Consider the following 18,454-nt stretch of genomic DNA (forward strand, 5'->3'; position numbering starts at 1 on the left):
ATGCGCCTGTGGTCTCTCCACCCGGCCCTGCTGGACCGCCAGGGGCTCATCGCGTGCTGGCGGGAGTCGCTCCTCGCGCAGGCAGTTCTGCTGGGCCGCACACGCGGGTACACCCGACACCCACAGCTGGAACGGTTCCGGGAGCATTCCGAGCCGGGACCAGCGATCGGGGCGTATCTGGCGCAGCTTCATGCGGAAGCGCAGCGTCGAGGCTATCGGTTCGATGCCGCACGCATCGCCCATCCTCCCGCCCCTTCGGAGCTGATGAGAGATGACCCGAGTGCTGCCCTCAGCGCCATGCCGCAGATGAGTGTCACCAGTGGTCAGCTGGCCTTTGAACGTGACCACCTGCACACGAAGTTGGCACAGCGTTCCCCGCATCTGCTCGATGGATTCCCACAGGATGCAGTGCCAGCAGCTCATCCGCTCTTCCGCGTGGTGGAGGGAGATGTCGAGCCCTGGGAGCGGGCATGAGCATCCCCGGACGTGACCAGTCCCTGCGCCCTGACTGCGCTCCAGCCATCGCTGAAGGCAGTCTCTGCCGGGTCAGCGACATCTCCACCCGGCTGTGACGCGTGAGATGTCGCTGACCCGGTAGAGAAATGGATCACGCGCCCTGGTACCGGCGCAGCCGCAGCGAGTTCGCCACCACTGACAGCGAGCTGAGCACCATCGCCAGCCCGGCCAGCATGGGGTTGAGCAGCCCGACGGCGGCCAGCGGGATCGCGGCCGTGTTGTAGAGGAAGGCCCAGAACAGGTTCTCCCGGATGGTGCGCAGCGTCCGGCGGGACAGACGCACGGCGTCGGCCACAGACCGCAGGTCACCGCGGATGATGGTGATGTCGGCGGCGTCGATGGCCACATCGGTGCCGGTCCCCATCGCCAGGCCGAGATCTGCCTGAGCCAGTGCGGCGGCATCGTTGACACCGTCGCCGACCATCGCCACGGACTGACCCCCGGCCTGCAGCTCCTTGATCACTTCGACCTTGTCGCCGGGCAGAGCCTCAGCGATCACCCGCTGCACACCCACGGCATCCGCCACGCGGCGGGCAGCGCCCTGGTTGTCCCCGGTCAGAAGCACCGGTTCCATGCCGAGCTCCTTGAGCTGGGCCACCGCGCCGGCGGCACTGTCCTTGACGGTGTCGGCCACGATGACCACGCCGGCGAAATGACCGTCGATCCCCACCAGCACCGGTGTGCTGCCCTGGGACTCGGCATAGCTGAGCAGCCCCCCGACCTCCGGAGGCACCTCGATGCCCTGATCCGCCAGGAAGCGACGCCGGCCCACCAGCACCGACCGGCCGCGGACCACTCCGCTGACTCCGTAGCCCTGATGGTTTCGGAACTCCTCGGGCACGGACAGGGTGCCGGCCCGCGAGCCCAGCGACTCCCGGGCAGCATTGGTGATGGCCCGCGCCACGGGATGCTCCGAGGAAGACTCCAACGCTCCGGAGAGCCTCAGGACGGTCAGGTCGTCGAAGCCGTCGGAGACGTCAGTGCGTCCGGCGCTGTGCAGCGCAGTGACTTGCATGGCCCCCGTGGTGACCGTCCCGGTCTTGTCCAGCACCGCGACGTCGATGCCTCGCGAGGACTCCAGCACCTCGGGTCCCTTGATCAGGATCCCGAGCTGGGCGCCGCGGCCGGTGCCCACCAACAGAGCCGTCGGCGTCGCGAGCCCCAGCGCACAGGGGCAGGCGATGATGAGCACCGCGACGGCGGCGGTGAAGGCGGCCTCCGCGGGTGCACCCAGCAGCAGCCAGGCCAGCAGGGTCACCACGGCGATCCCCAGCACGATCGGCACGAAGATGCCCGAGATCCGGTCGGCCAGCCGCTGAACTTCGGCCTTGCCGGACTGGGCCTCTTCCACCAAGCGAGCCATCTGGGCCAACTGAGTCTGGGAGCCCACTCCGGTGGCCCGCACCTGCAGCCTGCTGGACTCATTGACGGTGGCGCCGATGACCTTGTCGTCTTCGGCGACTTCCACAGGAACGGATTCGCCGGTCAGCATGGACATGTCCACCGCCGAGGCTCCTGAGATCACCACGCCATCGGTCGCGATCTTCTCGCCCGGGCGGACGATGAACTCGTCCCCCACGGCCAGGTCCTTCACGGGAATGCGAGTCTCTTCCGGCGCCCCTGACGCGCCCGGACGCAGCACGGAGACCTCTTTGGCGCCCATGGTCAGCAGAGAGCGCAGAGCCTGCCCGGCCCGAGCTTTCGAGCGCTTCTCGAAGTAACGGCCCAGCAGCAGGAAGGAGGTGACGGCGGTGGCCACCTCGAAGTAGACGTTGGCTGATCCAGCGCTCTCCCCGGACATCCAGTAGGGCTCGGCGAAGAGCACGAACTCATGACGCAGGTGCGGGTCCCCGGCATGGCCGAAGAGCATCGCGTAGAGCGACCAGATCAGCGCCGCCAGAGTGCCCAGGGAGATGAGAGTGTCCATCGTGGCGGCGCCCCGGCGGGCATTCAGCGCAGCCGAGCGATGGAAGGGCCACCCGGCCCAGAGGACCACCGGCAGGCTGAGCACCAATGAGACCCAGGCCCAGTAGGGGAACTGCAGGGCCGGCAGCATGGCCACGAGCACGACGGGGACGCTGAGCACTGCGGCGATCACCAGACGAAGCCGCAGCTGCGACAGATCCTTCTCGGCCACGGACTTCCCAGCAGGCTCCTCATCGGGAGCCGTGGGCAGCTGCGCGGTGTAACCGGTCTTCTCCACTGCCGCGATGAGGTCTTGAACCTCAGCATCCCCGGTGACCGAGGCCTTCTCCGTGGCGTAGTTGACGGTGGCGCTGACGCCGTCGAGCTTGTTGAGCTTCTTCTCGATGCGCTGGGCACACGCCGCGCAGGTCATGCCGCCGATCTCCAGCTCGAGGTGCTGGGGCTCTGCAGTACGCGTCATGGAACTCTCACCCCCTGGTATCCGGCCTCGTCCACTGCGGCCAGGATCTCAGCATCATCAGGGGCGGAGCCAGCGTCCAGTGTCACAGAGAGGGCGCCGTCTGCAGCGCTGACCTGGACCTCCTCCACGCCGGAGAGCTCAGAGAGCTCCTGACGGATAGCTTGCTCGCAATGTGCGCAGGACATTCCGGTGACTGTGTAGCGCCGTGTCTCCGACATGTGGGACTCCTTCGGACGGGGTGTCTGTGGCTTCACCGCTCAATATACCCCTGTAGGGTACATTTTCATACCCCACAGGGGTATAATCTCTGCCATGGACTCAGAGCATGGCTATATGAGCGACAAGGACAAGTACCTCGCCCGCCTGCGGCGGATCGAAGGGCAGGCTCGCGGCATCCACCGGATGATCGAGGATGACACCTACTGCATCGACATCCTGACCCAGATCAGCGCCACGACTTCAGCACTGGAGAACGTTGCCCTGGCCCTGCTGGATGACCACCTCACCCACTGCGTGGCCCACGCCGTTGAGCACGGCGGAAAGGACGCCGAGGAGAAGATCGCCGAGGCCAGCGCCGCGATCAGGCGGCTGGTGAAGTCCTAGACGCGCGTCAGCGGACGGCTGCACCGGGCAGCAGCGGCCGATCTGCCGCGAGCTTTCGACTCCGCCGCGCGTTATATCCCGCGGCAATGCAGAAAGCTCGCGGCAATCGAGGCCTGACACCACCAGCAGAGCATCAGACCACCAGCAGCACCGCAGCCAGCGTTCCGGCGCCCATCACTGCAGTGGACGCACCCCCGACGACGGCGCCTCGGCCGCCGGTCCTCGCCAGGGACTTCAGGTCGATGCCCACTCCGAGGCCGAACATGGCTCCGGCCAGGAGCCATGTGGCGGCGAGCGACGCCGCGTCCAAGAGCTCCTCAGGCAGCGGCGCCACGGAGCGCACCGCCACCATGGCAAGGAACCCCAGGACGAAGAGCGGGACCAGCGGCACCTTCGGGGGCGAGCCGGCGTCGGCGTCGCGGGCAGTCCAGCCTTCACCGGCAGCCCGGTCATCGGCACTCAGATCGCGCGCAGCACGCCGCCAGAAGAGGGCCGAGAAGGTCAGCACCGGAGCCAGCAGGACCACACGCCCCAGCTTGACCACCGCGGCTGTGGCCAACGCAGCAGTCCCGACCAACCCTCCGGCGGCCACCACCTGCGCCACCTCGTGCACCGTCAGGCCGATCCATACCCCGCTCTGCTCCTGAGTCAGCCCCACCATGCCGGAGACCAGCGGAAGCGCCAGCAGAGCGGCGGTGCCGTAGAGGGTGACCATCGCGACGGCGGAGGCGACCTCATCATCCTCAGCGTCGACCACGCTCTGCGCACCGGCCACAGCCGATGCCCCGCAGATGGAGAACCCTGCGGCATAGAGCAGCGAGGCGGCCGGACTCATGCCGATCCGGCGGGCAAACCAGTGGGTGAAGACAAAGCCGATCAGCACCGTCGCCCCGATCAGCACCAGAACCGGAACACCCAGAGCGAGGATCTCCGGGACGGCCAGCTGCAGCCCCAACACCACGATCCCCAGGCGCAGCAACGGCTTGGTGGCCCGCTGAACGCCGAGGCGGACCGCCGGGCGGAACAGCCCGAGGTTGCGCAGCAGCAGTCCCAGCACCAGAGCGATGAGCAGAGCACCCACGGCGCGCTGGATACTCCCCAGCAGCAGTGCCGCTGTGGCCACCCCGGCCAGCAGCATCCATCCCGGAAGCCGACGGACTCCTGCGCTGCCGGCATCCGGAGAACTCACGCGGCCACTGGTCCTTTCTGCGGAGGAAGATGATGTGACACAGCCCCACCCGGGACCGGCGCCCTTCAGGATAGTCGCCCACCGGCTCCCCTCTCCGCCCCGCAGAGCATTCACCGCCCCCCCTGAGCGCTTCCGGAGCGCAAACTCCGCTCGCGTCATATAAGTTCACGCGATCATTCACCTTCTTCAGGACCACTAGCCTGCAGACATGACCGCCCCCGCCGTCACCATCACTGCCCCAGCCCTCCGCGAGCTCCAGGACGCCGGCGCCCCGCTGACCGTGCTGGATGTGCGGTGGCGCCAGGACCGCCCCGAAGGCCTGCCCGACTATCTGGCCGGACATATCCCGGGAGCGATCTTCGTGGACCTGGACTACGAGCTCGCAGACCCTTCGCGGGCACCGCAGGAGGGAAACCACCCCCTCCCCTCAGCCGAAGCCTTCCAAGAGACACTGCGCCGCTGGGGCATCACGGAGGAGCACACCGTGGTGGTCTACGACGATCTGAAGAACCTCTCCGCCGCCCGCGCCTGGTGGCTGCTGCGGGCCGCAGGCCTGAGCGACGTGCGCATCCTCGACGGCTCGCTGCGCGCCTGGACCTCAGCCGGATACCCGCTCTCCACCGACATGGAGTTCACCGAACCCAGCGAGATCAGCATCAGCTTCGGCCACCTGCCCACCGCCGAGGCCGAGGAGATCGCCGCCCTGGACAGCACCGGCACCCTGCTCGACGCCCGGCCGGGAAGCCGCTACGCAGGCATCGATGACCCGCTGGCCGAACGGCCCGGACACATCCCCGGTGCGATCAGCGCTCCGACGGCGGCCAACACCGACAGCACCGGTCACCTGCTGACCCCAGAAGAGATCCGCGAGCGCTACGCCGCCCTGGGAGCACCCCCGGGCAGCCGTCTCCATGTCTACTGCTTCTCCGGGGTCCACTCCGCTCATTCGGCACTGGCGCTGACCAGTGCGGGCTACGAACCGGTGCTCTACCCGGGCGGGTTCGGCCAGTGGAGCCGAGATCCCCAACGCCCGGTGGAGCGCTGACAGTCTCGGGATCGCACTCGCCCGACCGCGAGGATGAACTTTGTTTACGAACAAATTCATAAGTTCATCCATGGTCTTCTAGAGTGGCCGCATGGCCTCACTCACACCCACCGAGACCGCCGACGCCGCGCCCAAGCGTCCGGCCCGTCCTTCCAAGCGCCCCAACGGCCAGTGGAAGGTCGACGGGACGGATCCGCTGAACCACAACGAGGAGTTCAAACAAGCGGACAACGGCCTCAACGTCCGCGAGCGCATCGAGCAGATCTACTCCAAGCAGGGCTTCGCCTCCATCGAGCCGGATGATCTGCGCGGCCGCTTCCGGTGGTGGGGGCTCTACACCCAGCGCCGCCCCGGCGTGCCGGCCGGTGCTCACACCTCGCTGCCGCCCGAAGAGGTGGACGACGAGTACTTCATGCTGCGGGTCCGGATCGACGGCGGCGCGCTGACCACTGAGCAGCTGCGGACCATCGGCGAGCTCTCCCGCGACTACGCACGCAACACCGCCGATGTCACCGACCGGCAGAACATCCAGCTGCACTGGGTCAGGGTGGAGGATGTCCCCGAGATCTGGCGCCGCCTGGAGGCGGTCGACCTCGGCACCACCGAAGCCTGTGGCGACACCCCACGCGTCATCCTGGGCTCGCCGGTCGCCGGGATCTCCGCCGATGAGATCATCGACCCCACCCCGGTGATCCAGGAGATCTCGCAGCGCTACATCGGCGACGACACGCTCTCCAACCTTCCCCGCAAATACAAGACCGCCATCACCGGCCACCCCAGCCAGGATGTGGTCCACGAGATCAACGACTTCGGGCTGGTCGGCCTCGACCACGCCGAGCACGGCCCCGGCTACGACCTCTGGGTGGGCGGCGGCCTGTCCACCAACTCCCGGCTGGCCGAACGTCTGGGCGCCTTCGTCACGCAGGAGGAGGCCCCCGAGGTCTGGCACGCGGTCACCCAGGCGTTCCGCGACTACGGCTACCGACGGCTGCGCAACAAGGCCCGGATGAAGTTCCTGATCAACGACTGGGGCGCGGAGAAGTTCCGCCAGGTCATCGAGGACGAGTACCTGGGCTACCGGCTCAAGGACGGTCCGCCGGCGCCGGCACCCTCCATCCCCGGGGACCATGTGGGCGTCCACGCGCAGAAGGACGGGCGCTACTACATCGGAGCCGCCCCCGTGGTGGGCCGGGTCGACGGCGAGCTGCTGATCCGTCTGGCCGAGCTGCTGGAGGCCCACGGGTCCCACCGGCTGCGCACCACTCCTCACCAGAAGATCGTGGTGCTGGACATCGCGGCCGAGCACATCGACTCGGTCAAGGAGGGTCTGAAGGCGCTGGACCTGGATCCCGAGCCCACTGTCTTCCGCCGCTCCACGATGGCCTGCACCGGCATCGAGTACTGCAAGCTCGCCATTGTGGAGACCAAGGTGACCGCCCGCCAGACCATCGAGCAGCTGGAGACCCGCCTGGCCGACGTCGCCGACCAGCTGCCCGAGCGCCTGACCCTGCACATCAACGGCTGCCCCAACTCCTGCGCCCGGATCCAGACCGCGGACATCGGGCTGAAGGGGCAGCTGCTTCCCGACGACGACGGCGAGAAGACCCCCGGCTTCCAGGTCCACCTGGGCGGCGGACTCGCCTCCAGCGACCGGGAGGACCCGGGCCTGGGCCGAACCGTGCGCGGACTGAAGGTCACCGCAGACGGCCTGGTGGACTACAGCGAAGCTCTGATCCGTCGGTACCTGCGCAGCCGCAGCAGCGCCTCAGAGACCTTCGCCGAATGGGCCCACCGGGTGGACGAGTCCCACCTCCAGCTGGAGGACCCGGAAGAGCAGGAAGGGAGCCGAGCATGACCACCCACCCCACCCCGGAGCAGCAGACTTCCCCGGAACAGCAGACACAGACGGCAGAGCTGCGCGCCCTGGCGCAGTCCGGCGCGGAGGCGCTGGACTGGGACGCCCGAGCCGAGGACGTCATCGCCTGGGCGGCTCAGCAGTTCGGCACCCGCGAGATGGCCGTGGCCTGCTCCATGCAGGACGCCGTGCTGCCGGCCATGGTGGCCGACCAGATCCCCGGCGTGGACGTGCTGTTCCTGGAGACCGGCTACCACTTCGCCGAGACCATCGCCGAGCGCAACGAGGTCGCCCGGACCCTGGATGTGAACATCGTCGACGTCATGCCCACGCTCAGCGTGGCCGAACAGGACCAGAAGCACGGCAAGGACCTCTTCGCCTCCGACCCGGCCGCCTGCTGCCGGATGCGCAAGATGGAGCCGCTGGCCGAGGCGCTGACCGGCTATAAGCTCTGGTTCACCGGTGTGCGCCGCGATGAGGCCCCCACCCGGATCAACACTCCCCTGGTGACCTTCGACGAACTGCACGGGCTGATCAAGGTCAACCCGCTGGCCACCTGGAGCTTCGATGACCTGGTCAGCTACTCCCACGAGCACAGCGTCCCGGTGAACCTGCTGCTGGAGAACGGATACCCCTCCATCGGCTGCCAGCCCTGCACCCAGCCCGTCGCCCCCGGAGAGGACCCGCGGTCCGGCCGCTGGGCCGGCTCCGGCAAGGTCGAATGCGGCATCCACACCACGGAGGCCACCTCATGAGTTCACTGGCACGGCTCGAGGCCGAATCCATCCACATCATCCGCGAGGTGGTCGCCGAGTTCGACCGCCCCGCCATGCTCTTCTCCGGCGGCAAGGACTCTGTGGTCATGCTGCACCTGGCCGCCAAGGCCTTCCGCCCCGGACCCGTCCCCTTCCCGGTGGTCCACATCGACACCGGCCACAACTTCGAAGAGGTCATCGACTTCCGCGACCGCACCGTCGAGCGGCTGGGCCTGCGCCTGGTGGTCGGCTCGGTCCAGGAGCTCATCGACTCCGGTGAGCTGCAGGAGCGCGCCGACGGCACCCGCAACCCGCTGCAGACGGTCCCGCTGCTCAACACCATCCGAGAGAACCGGTTCGACGCCGTCTTCGGCGGCGCTCGACGAGACGAGGACCGGGCGCGGGCCAAGGAGCGGATCCTCTCGCTGCGCGACGAGTTCGGCCAGTGGAACCCCCGCAGCCAGCGCCCCGAGCTGTGGAACCTCTACAACGGCCGGCACACCCCCGGCCAGCACGTCCGGGCCTTCCCCATCAGCAACTGGACCGAGCTGGACGTCTGGCGCTACATCGCCGCCGAGGACATCGAGCTGCCGCCGCTGTACTACGCCCACCACCGGCCGGTCTTCCGCCGCGACGGCATGATCCGCGCCGTCGGCCCCCACAGCCTCCCCACCGAGGAGGAGACCGTGGAGACGCTGCAGGTGCGCTACCGCACCGTGGGCGATATGTCCTGCACCGGCGCCGTGCTCTCCGAGGCCACCACCAATGAACTCGTCCTCCAGGAGGTCGCCGCCGCCACGGTCACCGAACGCGGAGCCACCCGCGCCGATGACCGGCTCAGCGAAGCCGCCATGGAAGACCGCAAGAAGGACGGTTACTTTTGATCACCCCGAACTCAGACCAGACCGGCTCGCTGTTCCGGCTGGCCACCGCCGGAAGCGTCGACGACGGCAAATCCACCCTGGTGGGCCGGCTGCTCCACGATGCCCAGGCCATCCTCTCCGACCAGCTGGCCTCAGTGGCCCGCACTTCGGCCGAGCGCGGCTTCGACGCCGGTGAGGCCCTCGAACAGAGCGACCGTGAGGAGCTGGCCGAGCAGCCTCTGGACCTCGCGCTGCTGACCGACGGCCTGCGCGCCGAGCGGGAACAGGGCATCACCATCGATGTGGCCTACCGCTACTTCGCCACCGATCGGCGCAGCTTTGTGCTCGCCGACTGCCCCGGCCACGTCCAGTACACCCGCAACACCGTCACCGGCACCTCCACCGCCGATGCCGTGGTGCTGCTGGTGGATGTGCGCAACGGCGTGGTGGAGCAGACCCGCCGCCACCTCGCTGTGGCCACACTGCTGCGCGTGGAACACGTGATCATCGCGGTCAACAAGATCGACGCCGTGGACTACTCCGAAGAGGCCTTCCGTGCCGTGGAGCAGGACATCCGCGCCGTGGCCGCCGAGCTGGGGAGCCCGGATCCGCGGGTCATCCCGGTCTCGGCTCTGCACGGGGACAACGTGGTGACCGTCTCGGAGCGCACACCCTGGTATCGGGCTCCGGAGCACCTGGGGCAGGCTCTGCTCCCCATCCTGGAGGAGCTCCCCGACGCCGATGCCTCCCTGCGCAGCGAGGAGCCGCTGCGGCTGCCGGTCCAGACCGTCATCCGCCCTCACCAGGACTACCGCGGCTATGCCGGACAGATCGCCTCCGGGTTCCTCCAGCCTGGGGACCGGGTGCGGCTGCAGCCGGGCGCCCACGTCACTGAGGTGACCGCTGTGGAGCGCACTGAGCTGCAGACCCAGCTGGCCGGGGGCGAGGGCATGCCCCAGCTGGCCGCTCCGGGCGAATCGGTGACCATCCAGCTCGCGGGCGAGTTCGACGCCGCCCGCGGCACCCTGATCACTGATCCGGACCGCCCCGCCGTGGAGCTCGACGAGCTGACCACCCGGGTGGCCTGGCTGGCGGACAGCCCGCTGAAGCCCGGGGCCCGTGTGCTGTTCAAGCACGGCACCGCCACCGTCAAGGCACTGGTCACCGCGATCGACGACCGGCTGGACCTCAGCACGCTCTCCTCGGAGCCGGCCCAGGAGCTTGAGCTCAACGACATCGGAACCGTCCAGATCAAGCTGGCCTCCACCCTCCCGGTGGACGACTACTCGGTGTCCAAGCGCACCGGAGCGGCCCTGCTGATCGACCCCACCGACGGCAACACGCTGGCGGCCGGCATGATCCGCGTCCCCGAGCCTGAAGAGGAGCCTGAGGCTCAGAGCGACGAGGAGTGGCTGTCATCATGAGCACCGTCTCTCTCATCGGCGGCGGCCCCGGAGAGGAGTCGCTGATCACCGAGCGCGGCCGGGAGCTGCTGCAGGCGGCCGACGTCGTCGTCGCCGACCGACTGGGCCCCCGCGGGCTGCTGGATGACCTCGCGCCGGAGGTGGAGGTCATCGACGTTGGGAAGGCTCCCGGACATCACAGCACACCGCAGGAGCAGATCAACGCGCTGCTGGTGGAGCACGCCCTGGCCGGGCGGACGGTAGCGCGGCTCAAGGGCGGCGATCCCTTCATCCTGGGCCGCGGCTCCGAGGAGCGCGAGCACTGCCGGCGCTACGGGATCGAGGTGGAGGTGGTCCCCGGGATCACCTCAGCCGTCTCGGTTCCCGCCGCGGCCGGCATCCCGCTGACCCACCGAGGGATCTCCCGCGGATTCACCGTGGTCACCGGTCATGAGGACCTGGGTGTGATCCCTCGGGCCGAAGGGCATACCCTGGTGATCCTGATGGGTGTGAAGACCCTGCGCCGCACCGCCACCGCGCTGATGGTCAACGGCTTCGCCGCCGAGACGCCGGTGGGGATCGTGGAGGCCGGATGGACCCCGCAGCAGCGGGTCACCCTCGGCCGGCTGGGGGACATCGCAGAGCTCGCCCTGCAGCGTCAGGTCGCCAATCCGGCTGTGATCGTGGTCGGTGAGGTGGTCACCCTGGCCGATCACTGGGCTGAGCTCTACCAGCCCGCAGCAGACCTCGCACACACTACGACTTCGCAAAGGCAGCCATGACTGATCGGACACTTCGCATCGCCGTGATCGGCGCCGGCCCCGCCGGTGTCTACGCAGCAGACATCCTCTCCCGCTCCGAGCAGGGCGAGCACGTAGAGATCGACCTCTTCGACCGCTACCCGGCCCCCTTCGGGCTCATCCGCTACGGTGTGGCCCCGGACCACCCGCGCATCAAGGGGATCGTCAAGGCCCTGCACAAAGTCATGGAGCGCGGGAAGATCCGCTTCATCGGCAACGTCGACTACGGCACCGACCTCACCCGTGAGGACCTGCAGCGCCACTACGACGCCGTGATCTTCTCCACCGGAGCCATCGACGACGCCGCGCTGAACATCCCCGGCATCGAGCTCGACGGCAGCTTCGGTGCCGCGGACTTCGTCTCCTGGTACGACGGCCACCCGGACTACCCGCGCGAGTGGCCGCTTCAGGCCCAGCAGATCGCCGTGCTGGGCAACGGCAACGTGGCCCTGGACGTGGCCCGGGTGCTCGCCAAGCATGCCGATGACCTGCTGGAGACCGAGATCCCGGAGAACGTCTACGCCGGGCTGAAGGCCTCCCCGGTCACCGATGTGCACGTCTTCGGCCGGCGCGGCCCCGCCCAGGTGAAGTTCACCCCGCTGGAGCTGCGCGAGCTCGCCCACTCCAAGGACGTGGACATCATCCTCTACGAGGAGGACTTCGAGTTCGACGAGGCCTCCGATGAGGCCATCAAGACCAACAACCAGGTCAAGACCATGGTCAACACTCTGGCCAACTGGTTGGTGGAGCAGGAGGAGCGCACGGAGCCGGCGTCGCGCCGTCTGCACCTGCACTTCCTGCACTCCCCGGTGGAGATCGTCGGTGATGCCGACAGCGGCCGGGGCGGATCGGTCAGCGGCATCCGCTTCGAGCGTCAGGAGCTCGACGGCACCGGCAACGTCCGCGGCACCGGCGAGTACCTGGACTACGACGTCCAGGCGGTCTACCGCGCCATCGGCTACTTCGGCAGCCCGTTGGCCGAGGTGCCGTTCGACGCCGAGCGCGGGACCATCCCCAACCAGGCCGGTCGCATCATCGACGAGGACGGCGAGCACCTGAGAGGCCTCTACGCCACCGGGTGGATCAAGCGCGGCCCTGTCGGGCTGATCGGGCACACCAAGGGCGACGCCTCCGAGACCATCGGCTGCCTGCTCGAGGACCTGCCCCACCTGCCGGCTCCGGCCGAGCCGGAGGTCGACGTCGTCGAGCTGCTGGAGTCCCGCGGCGTGGAGACCACCTCCTGGGACGGCTGGATCGCTCTGGACGCCCACGAGCGGTCCCTGGGCGAAGCCTGGGGTGAGCTCGACGACGGCGGCATCCGCGAGCGCGTGAAGGTCGTCCCGCGCGAGGAGATGGTCCGCGTCTCCCGCGCCCTGCAGACCGTCCCAGCATCCGAGGAGGCTGACCAGTGACCTACATCATCGCCCTGCCCTGTGTGGACCTGAAGGATAAGGCCTGCATCGACGAGTGCCCCGTGGACTGCATCTACGAGGGCGAACGCTCCCTCTACATCCACCCGGACGAATGCGTGGACTGCGGCGCCTGCGAGCCCGTCTGCCCGGTGGAGGCCATCTATTATGAGGATGATCTTCCCGAGGAGTGGTCCGAGTACTACCGGGCCAACGTCGAGTTCTTCGACGACGTCGGCTCCCCCGGCGGTGCGGCCAGACTCGGCCTGATCGAGAAGGATCACGAGGTCATCGCCGCGCTCCCGCCCCAGGAGAGCTGAGGCGATGAGTCTCATGCTCCGCCGCTGTGCCGTCCCGTTCTGAGAGGTTGCCGATGTTCCCTGGTTTCTACGAGGAGATCCACGAGGAGTTCCGGGAGGTCGTCCGGGAATTCGTCACCCGCGAGGTCTCCCCGCATTATCAGCAGTGGGATGCGGCCCATATGATCGACCGTGCCCTGTGGGAGAAGGCCTCCGAGAACGGGCTGCTGGGCCTGGCCGTGCCCGAGGAGCACGGCGGCATGGGGCTGGAGGACTACCGGTTCCGGATGATCATCGATGAGGAGCTCGCCCGCGCCGACGCCCTGGGCGTGGCCCTGGCGCTGCACCTGCACGACGACTGGGTGCTGCCCGCGCTGCTGCAGTTCGGCACCGAGGAGCAGAAGGCCCACTGGCTGCCCCGCTTCATGGACGCCTCCTTCGTCTCCTCGGTGGCCTTCACCGAGCCCGGCGCCGGCTCCGACCTGCGCGGTGTGCGCACCAAAGCGGTGAAGAACGACGACGGCAGCTGGTGCCTGAGCGGTCAGAAGACCTTCATCGGCAACGGCATCTCCGGCGACGGCGCCCTGGTCCTGGCACGGACCGACGGCTCCGATGTGAAGGAGCGCGGTGCGGCGTCGTCGTTCAGCCTGTTCCTGGTCCAGAAGGAGGACAACCCGGGATACCGTCCGGGCTCCCAGCTGGAGAAGATGGGGCTGAAGGCCTCGGACACCGCGGAGCTGTTCTTTGACGAGGTCCACGTCCCGGCACAGAACATGATCGGGGCTGAGGGCCAGGGCCTGGAGATCGCCAAGGCGATCCTGCCCCAGGGCCGGCTCGCCGTGGCTGCGGCGGCCGTGGTCGTGGCCGGCGAGGCGCTGCGTCAGACCATCCGGTATGTGGGTGAGCGTGAGGCCTTCGGCGGCCCGCTGACCCAGTTCCAGAACACCCGCTTCCAGCTGGCGGACCTGCAGACCCGTCTGGAGGTCACCCAGCGCTACGTGGCCGCCGCCGTGGACTCCCACAACGCGGGCGAGCTCGACGTGGTGGCGGCGTCGAAGGCGAAGCTCTGGGCGGCCGAGGAGGCGAAGTCTGCTGTGGACGCCTGCCTGCAGCTGCACGGCGGCTACGGCTACATCCTGGAGTACCCGGTGGCTCAGGCGTATCTGGCGGTGCGGCTGCTGACCATCTTCGGAGGGACCAGCGAGGTGCTGCGCGAGACCATCGCCGGGGATGTTCTGGGCTGATCAGTTGTTTGGGCGAAGAGTTGCCGTCTCAGGGCCTCTGAGCCGCTGAGACGGCAACTCTTCGCCCAAACAACGCGTGGGAACTCGTGGGAGTCCCTGGGTCAGACCGCGGCGAGGACCGGCTCCGGGGCACCTGCGCGCTGGGCGGGGCGGAGTTCGGCGTCGGGATGCGGCGCCACGATGACCCGATCCCCAGGCTGCAGGCCCAGACCGCGGACCTCCGTACGGGTCAGCTGCACGTGGACCGGAGTCTGCTGGACCGGTCCCTGCGCCGTGGGATCCAGCGTGACCTCCAGGCGGGTCTCGAAGCCCACCCGGTTCCAGCGGGTGATCTCGCCAGAGAAGACGCCACCCAGATCAGAGCTGCTCAGATCGGAGCCCCCGACGCCGGCCGAGCAGTTCCCTGCCCCAGCCCCGGTCCCCGAGGCCTCGGGGACGATCCGCACGTCGTGCGGGCGCAGCAGCATCTCACCGAGCTGTGTGGTCTCTCCGATGAAGCGGAAGACGAAGTCGCTGGCCGGGCGGTCGTAGATCTCCTCCGGCGTGCCCACCTGTTCCACGACCCCTTCGTTGACCACCACGATGGTGTCGGCCACCTCCAGGGCCTCCTCCTGGTCGTGGGTGACGAAGACACTGGTCACGTGGACGTCGTCGTGGAGCCGGCGCAGCCAGTCCCGCAGCTCCTTGCGGACCTTGGCGTCCAGAGCACCGAAGGGCTCATCCAGCAGCAGCACCGAAGGGTCGATGGCCAGCGCCCGGGCCAGCGCCATGCGCTGACGCTGACCCCCGGAGAGCTGGGAAGGCATCTTATGCCCGTGCTGAGAGAGCTGCACCAGGCTCAGCAGCTCCTCCACCCGCTGCCTGATCTGGGCTTTGGGTACTCTGCGGATCTCCAGGCCGAAGGCTACGTTCTTGGCCACGGTCATATGCCTGAAGGCCGCGTAGTGCTGGAAGACGAAGCCGATGTTGCGCTTCTGCGCCGGCAGCACCGTCACGTCCTGGCCGTCGATCTGCACCGTCCCGGTGTCCGGAGACTCCTGCCCGCCCAGGATGCGCAGCAGCGTGGTCTTCCCGGAGCCCGAGGGCCCCAGCAGCGCCGTCAGCCCGCCGGAGGGCAGCGACAGCGTGATGTCCCGGAGCGCGGCGAAGTCGCCATAGCTCTTGTTCAGTCCTCGGATCTCGATGCCCACGGCGGTCTCCTTCAGGCTTCTAACGCTTCTCGGACGGTCGGAGGATGGTCAGGACGGCCAGGGCCGCCACGGAGATCAGGGCCAGCAGGAAGCCCACCGCATAGGCGTGCCCAGTTTCGAACCCCTGGTGAAGGCGCTGCACGGCGATGGTGGCGGTCTCGGTCTGGCCCACCACGCCCCCGGAGACGATCACCACCGCGCCGAACTCCCCCACCGCCCGGGCCACCGTCAGCACGATCCCGTAGGCGGCGGCCCACCGGATGCTGGGGAGGGTGATCCGGCGCAGCACCTGAAGGCCGCTGGCCCCCAGTGACTTCGCCGCCATCTCCTGCTCGGTGCCGACCTCCTGGAGCACCGGCACCACGGCCCGCAGCACCAGCGGCAGCGAGACGAAGGTGACCGCCAGAACGATGCCCGGGAAGGAGAAGATCAGCCGCACGCCGAGCTCGAACAGCGGACCGCCCAGCACCCCATGGATGGGCCCGTAGGCCAGCAGCAGGGCCATCCCGACGACGATGGGTGATACGGAGGTGGGCAGATCCAGCAGAGCCGAGAGCGCCCGCCTGCCGGGGAACTCATAGCGGACCAGCAGGATCCCCAGCGTGATGCCGAAGACGGTGTTCAGCGCCACCGCCCAGGCCGTGGCGGCCACGGTGACCTGCAGAGCGTGCTGGATGGCAGGGTCCTGCAGTGCGGAGATCAGGTAGTTCTGCCCGGAGAAGAAAGTCTCCTGGACCACCCGCCACAGCGGCCAACCCACCAGCAGAACCAGGTAGATCACCACGATCAGCTGGCGCAGGTTCAGCCCCCGGCCCAGGTCCTCGCGGATGGCCCCCTCAGCGGCGTCAGTCGCGGCGGGTTGGGGTGCGGCGGGTTGGGGCGCGGCGGCGCCGCGCTCAGCTGTCTCAGCCATGCCGGTTCACTCTCCGGGAGATGAGGTCCAGGACGACGATGGCGCTCAGCGCCACCATCAGCAGAAGCACCGCCACTGAGGCTGCGGCCGCCGTGTCGTCCGCCTCGATGTAGGACTGGATGCGCAGGGGCGCGCCCTCCGACACGTTCGGTCGGTTACCTGTCAGCAGCACCAGTGCGCCATACTCTCCGACGCCGCGGGCGAAGGACAGGGTGGCACCGGCCGCAACGGCTGGGGCCAGTGCCGGCAGCACCACTCTGCGGAAGGTGGTGATCCGCGAGGCGCCCAATGATTCGGCGGACTGCTCCACCTCCTCGTCCATGGCCATGAGCACCGGCTGCACTGTGCGCACCACGAAGGGCAGGGTCACGAACAGCACCGCCAGGAAGACCGAATACGGAGTGCCCAGCACGTCGATGCCCACCGGGCTGTCCGGGCCATAGAGGCTGAGCAGCACCAGTCCGGCCACCAGCGAGGGCAGCGCGAACGGGATGTCGATCAGCAGCTCGATCAGTCGTTTGCCGGGGAAGCGGTCACGGACCAGCACCCAGGCGGTCAGCGTGCCCATCACGATGTTCACCGCAGTGGCCGCCGCGGCCGCAGACAGGGTCAGCCGGATGGCGTTGGCCGTCTGCTGGTTGGTCAGCACCTCCCCCATGTAGCCCAGCCCGTGCTCACCGGCGGCCACAAAGACCAGGGCCAGCGGGATGAGCACCAGCAGGCTGAACCACAGGACGCTCAGGCCCAGGGCCGCCGACGCCGGCAGGTTCAGTGTGGAGCGCAGACCGCGCCGGCGTCGGGACGTGGCCCGCTCGGCGGCCGAGGCGGGGACCGGCGGGGTGCCCGGGGTGTTGGGGGCTGTGGTGGGGCGAGTCATAGCGGCCTCAGTCCAGCCCGGATCCTTCGGTGATGCGGGTGATGATCCCGTCCTGGCCGAAGTAGTCCTCCATCACGCGGTCCCACCCGCCGAGGTCGTCGATGGTGGCCAGCTGTTCGACCTCCGGGAAGGGAGCCGCGGGGTTGTTCGCGCCGTCGACCTCTCCGAGGTCCACCTCGTCGGCGGCCGCGGCGATGGGCCGGAAGCCGAAGTCAGCGTAGATCTCCTGACCGGCGGGGCTCACGGCGAAGTCGAGGAACTCGCGGGCCTCCTCCGGGGCCTCCTCGGTGACCGCGGCGGCGTTCTGGATGAGCAGCGAGCGGTCGGGAACGATGTATTCGTACTCCTCCCCCTGCTGCAGGCCCAGGATGGCCTCGTTCTCATAGGAGAGGAGGACATCGCCGGTGCCGTCCAGGAAGGAGGTGGTGGCGTCGCGCCCTGATCCGGGGAAGGCCACGATGTTCTCCACCACGTCCTCGGTGAACTCGTCGGCTTCCTCCTCGGTGCCGCCGGCCTGGATCTGGGAGAGGTAGGCGGCCAGGATGTTCCAGCGGGCCGCCCCGGAGGACCCGGGGTTGGGGGTGACCACTTCGACGTCTTCGCGGACCAGGTCCTCCCAGTCGGTGATGTCATCGGGGTTGCCCTCGCGGACCACCAGCACCACCACAGAAGTGGTGACGTGGCCGTCCCAGGCGTTGTCGTTCCAGTCCTGGGCCACCAGGCCCTGATCGGCAAGCCGGGTGACATCAGGTTCGATGGAGAAGTGGACGAAGTCGGCGGGCTGGCCGTTCCCCACGGCTCGGGACTGGTCTCCGGAGGCTCCGTAGGACTCGGCCTGGGCGAGGCCTTCGCCGGCAGACGTCTGGGTGAAGGCGTTGAACACTTCGCTGTTGGCCTCGGCGGGGGAACCATAGCCGACGACGTTGAGCTGGTCGCCGGTGCCCATGCATCCGGTCAGCAGCACAGCGGTCGCTGCGACCGCAGCGGCCTGGGCCCACCTGCGGGTTCCGGCTGATGTCATCGCTGCCGTCCTCTCTGCCGATGGTCCGTCTCCGCCTGTCGTTCACGCTAGAGGAAAACGGGGCACCCTCACAGCACACCTGTTAC

At 68.4% G+C, this 18,454-nt stretch carries 18 protein-coding genes; 11 read left to right on the plus strand and 7 right to left on the minus strand.

What is annotated here, in order from left to right:
* Nucleotides 1-474, plus strand: a complete 474-nt coding sequence (locus JOF45_RS13345; protein ID WP_245324197.1) for a pyrimidine dimer DNA glycosylase/endonuclease V — start codon at nt 1-3, stop codon at nt 472-474.
* A gap of 133 nt (nt 475-607) precedes the next feature.
* Here the strand turns inward: JOF45_RS13345 and JOF45_RS09705 are convergent, their stop codons facing one another.
* Together JOF45_RS09705 and JOF45_RS09710 are read right to left on the minus strand one after the other, a co-directional pair.
* Entirely contained in the window at nt 608-2,902 is a 2,295-nt protein-coding gene (locus JOF45_RS09705; RefSeq protein WP_245324198.1) for a heavy metal translocating P-type ATPase, read from the minus strand.
* Complete coding sequence (locus JOF45_RS09710) at nt 2,899-3,120, minus strand: heavy-metal-associated domain-containing protein (protein WP_210049364.1); 222 nt, start codon at nt 3,118-3,120, stop codon at nt 2,899-2,901. The genes JOF45_RS09705 and JOF45_RS09710 overlap by 4 nt, the downstream gene beginning before the upstream one ends.
* A gap of 94 nt (nt 3,121-3,214) precedes the next feature.
* Between JOF45_RS09710 and JOF45_RS09715 the strand changes: the two genes are divergently transcribed.
* Nucleotides 3,215-3,505 (plus strand): metal-sensitive transcriptional regulator, encoded by a 291-nt coding sequence (locus JOF45_RS09715; protein WP_210049365.1) that lies wholly within the window; start codon nt 3,215-3,217, stop codon nt 3,503-3,505.
* A 133-nt stretch (nt 3,506-3,638) separates the two neighbouring features.
* Here JOF45_RS09715 and JOF45_RS09720 read toward each other — a convergent pair whose 3' ends face one another.
* A complete protein-coding gene (locus tag JOF45_RS09720) occupies nt 3,639-4,694 on the minus strand; it encodes a YeiH family protein (protein ID WP_210049367.1) in 1,056 nt (351 codons plus the stop codon).
* A 208-nt stretch (nt 4,695-4,902) separates the two neighbouring features.
* On the opposite strand from JOF45_RS09720, the gene JOF45_RS09725 reads away from it, so the two are divergent.
* The 9 genes from JOF45_RS09725 (at nt 4,903) to JOF45_RS09765 (ending at nt 14,367) form a co-directional block, all read left to right on the plus strand.
* On the plus strand, nt 4,903-5,739 hold the full coding sequence (locus tag JOF45_RS09725) for a sulfurtransferase (protein ID WP_210049369.1): 837 nt from the start codon (nt 4,903-4,905) through the stop codon (nt 5,737-5,739).
* Between the two features lie 91 nt (nt 5,740-5,830).
* Nucleotides 5,831-7,594: a nitrite/sulfite reductase gene (locus JOF45_RS09730; protein WP_210049371.1), complete on the plus strand. Its 1,764-nt coding sequence runs from the start codon at nt 5,831-5,833 to the stop codon at nt 7,592-7,594.
* Nucleotides 7,591-8,349: a phosphoadenylyl-sulfate reductase gene (locus JOF45_RS09735; protein ID WP_210049373.1), complete on the plus strand. Its 759-nt coding sequence runs from the start codon at nt 7,591-7,593 to the stop codon at nt 8,347-8,349. Before JOF45_RS09730 ends, JOF45_RS09735 begins: the two co-directional genes overlap by 4 nt.
* Complete coding sequence (gene cysD, locus JOF45_RS09740) at nt 8,346-9,233, plus strand: sulfate adenylyltransferase subunit CysD (RefSeq protein ID WP_245324199.1); 888 nt, start codon at nt 8,346-8,348, stop codon at nt 9,231-9,233. Before JOF45_RS09735 ends, cysD begins: the two co-directional genes overlap by 4 nt.
* Entirely contained in the window at nt 9,230-10,636 is a 1,407-nt protein-coding gene (locus JOF45_RS09745; protein ID WP_210049377.1) for a sulfate adenylyltransferase subunit 1, read from the plus strand. The genes cysD and JOF45_RS09745 overlap by 4 nt, the downstream gene beginning before the upstream one ends.
* Nucleotides 10,633-11,397, plus strand: a complete 765-nt coding sequence (gene cobA, locus JOF45_RS09750) for a uroporphyrinogen-III C-methyltransferase (RefSeq protein ID WP_210049379.1) — start codon at nt 10,633-10,635, stop codon at nt 11,395-11,397. The genes JOF45_RS09745 and cobA overlap by 4 nt, the downstream gene beginning before the upstream one ends.
* Nucleotides 11,394-12,827 carry an FAD-dependent oxidoreductase gene (locus tag JOF45_RS09755; RefSeq protein ID WP_210049381.1) on the plus strand — a complete coding sequence of 478 codons (1,434 nt, stop codon included), beginning with the start codon at nt 11,394-11,396 and terminating at the stop codon, nt 12,825-12,827. The genes cobA and JOF45_RS09755 overlap by 4 nt, the downstream gene beginning before the upstream one ends.
* Nucleotides 12,824-13,144: a ferredoxin gene (gene fdxA / locus JOF45_RS09760; RefSeq protein ID WP_210049383.1), complete on the plus strand. Its 321-nt coding sequence runs from the start codon at nt 12,824-12,826 to the stop codon at nt 13,142-13,144. Before JOF45_RS09755 ends, fdxA begins: the two co-directional genes overlap by 4 nt.
* Before the next feature lie 53 nt (nt 13,145-13,197).
* Entirely contained in the window at nt 13,198-14,367 is a 1,170-nt protein-coding gene (locus JOF45_RS09765; RefSeq protein WP_210049385.1) for an acyl-CoA dehydrogenase family protein, read from the plus strand.
* A gap of 101 nt (nt 14,368-14,468) precedes the next feature.
* Here JOF45_RS09765 and JOF45_RS09770 read toward each other — a convergent pair whose 3' ends face one another.
* Genes JOF45_RS09770 through JOF45_RS09785 form a run of 4 tightly spaced genes read right to left on the minus strand, consistent with a single transcriptional unit; the run spans nt 14,469 to nt 18,368 of the window.
* Nucleotides 14,469-15,557, minus strand: a complete 1,089-nt coding sequence (locus tag JOF45_RS09770; protein WP_210049387.1) for a sulfate/molybdate ABC transporter ATP-binding protein — start codon at nt 15,555-15,557, stop codon at nt 14,469-14,471.
* Between the two features lie 19 nt (nt 15,558-15,576).
* Entirely contained in the window at nt 15,577-16,470 is an 894-nt protein-coding gene (locus JOF45_RS09775) for a sulfate ABC transporter permease subunit (protein WP_210049389.1), read from the minus strand.
* Nucleotides 16,463-17,347: an ABC transporter permease gene (locus JOF45_RS09780; protein ID WP_210049391.1), complete on the minus strand. Its 885-nt coding sequence runs from the start codon at nt 17,345-17,347 to the stop codon at nt 16,463-16,465. Before JOF45_RS09780 ends, JOF45_RS09775 begins: the two co-directional genes overlap by 8 nt.
* A gap of 7 nt (nt 17,348-17,354) precedes the next feature.
* Nucleotides 17,355-18,368: a sulfate ABC transporter substrate-binding protein gene (locus JOF45_RS09785; RefSeq protein ID WP_210049393.1), complete on the minus strand. Its 1,014-nt coding sequence runs from the start codon at nt 18,366-18,368 to the stop codon at nt 17,355-17,357.
* Nucleotides 18,369-18,454: the final 86 nt, after the last annotated feature.

Source organism: Nesterenkonia lacusekhoensis (assembly GCF_017876395.1).
Taxonomy (GTDB): domain Bacteria; phylum Actinomycetota; class Actinomycetes; order Actinomycetales; family Micrococcaceae; genus Nesterenkonia; species Nesterenkonia lacusekhoensis.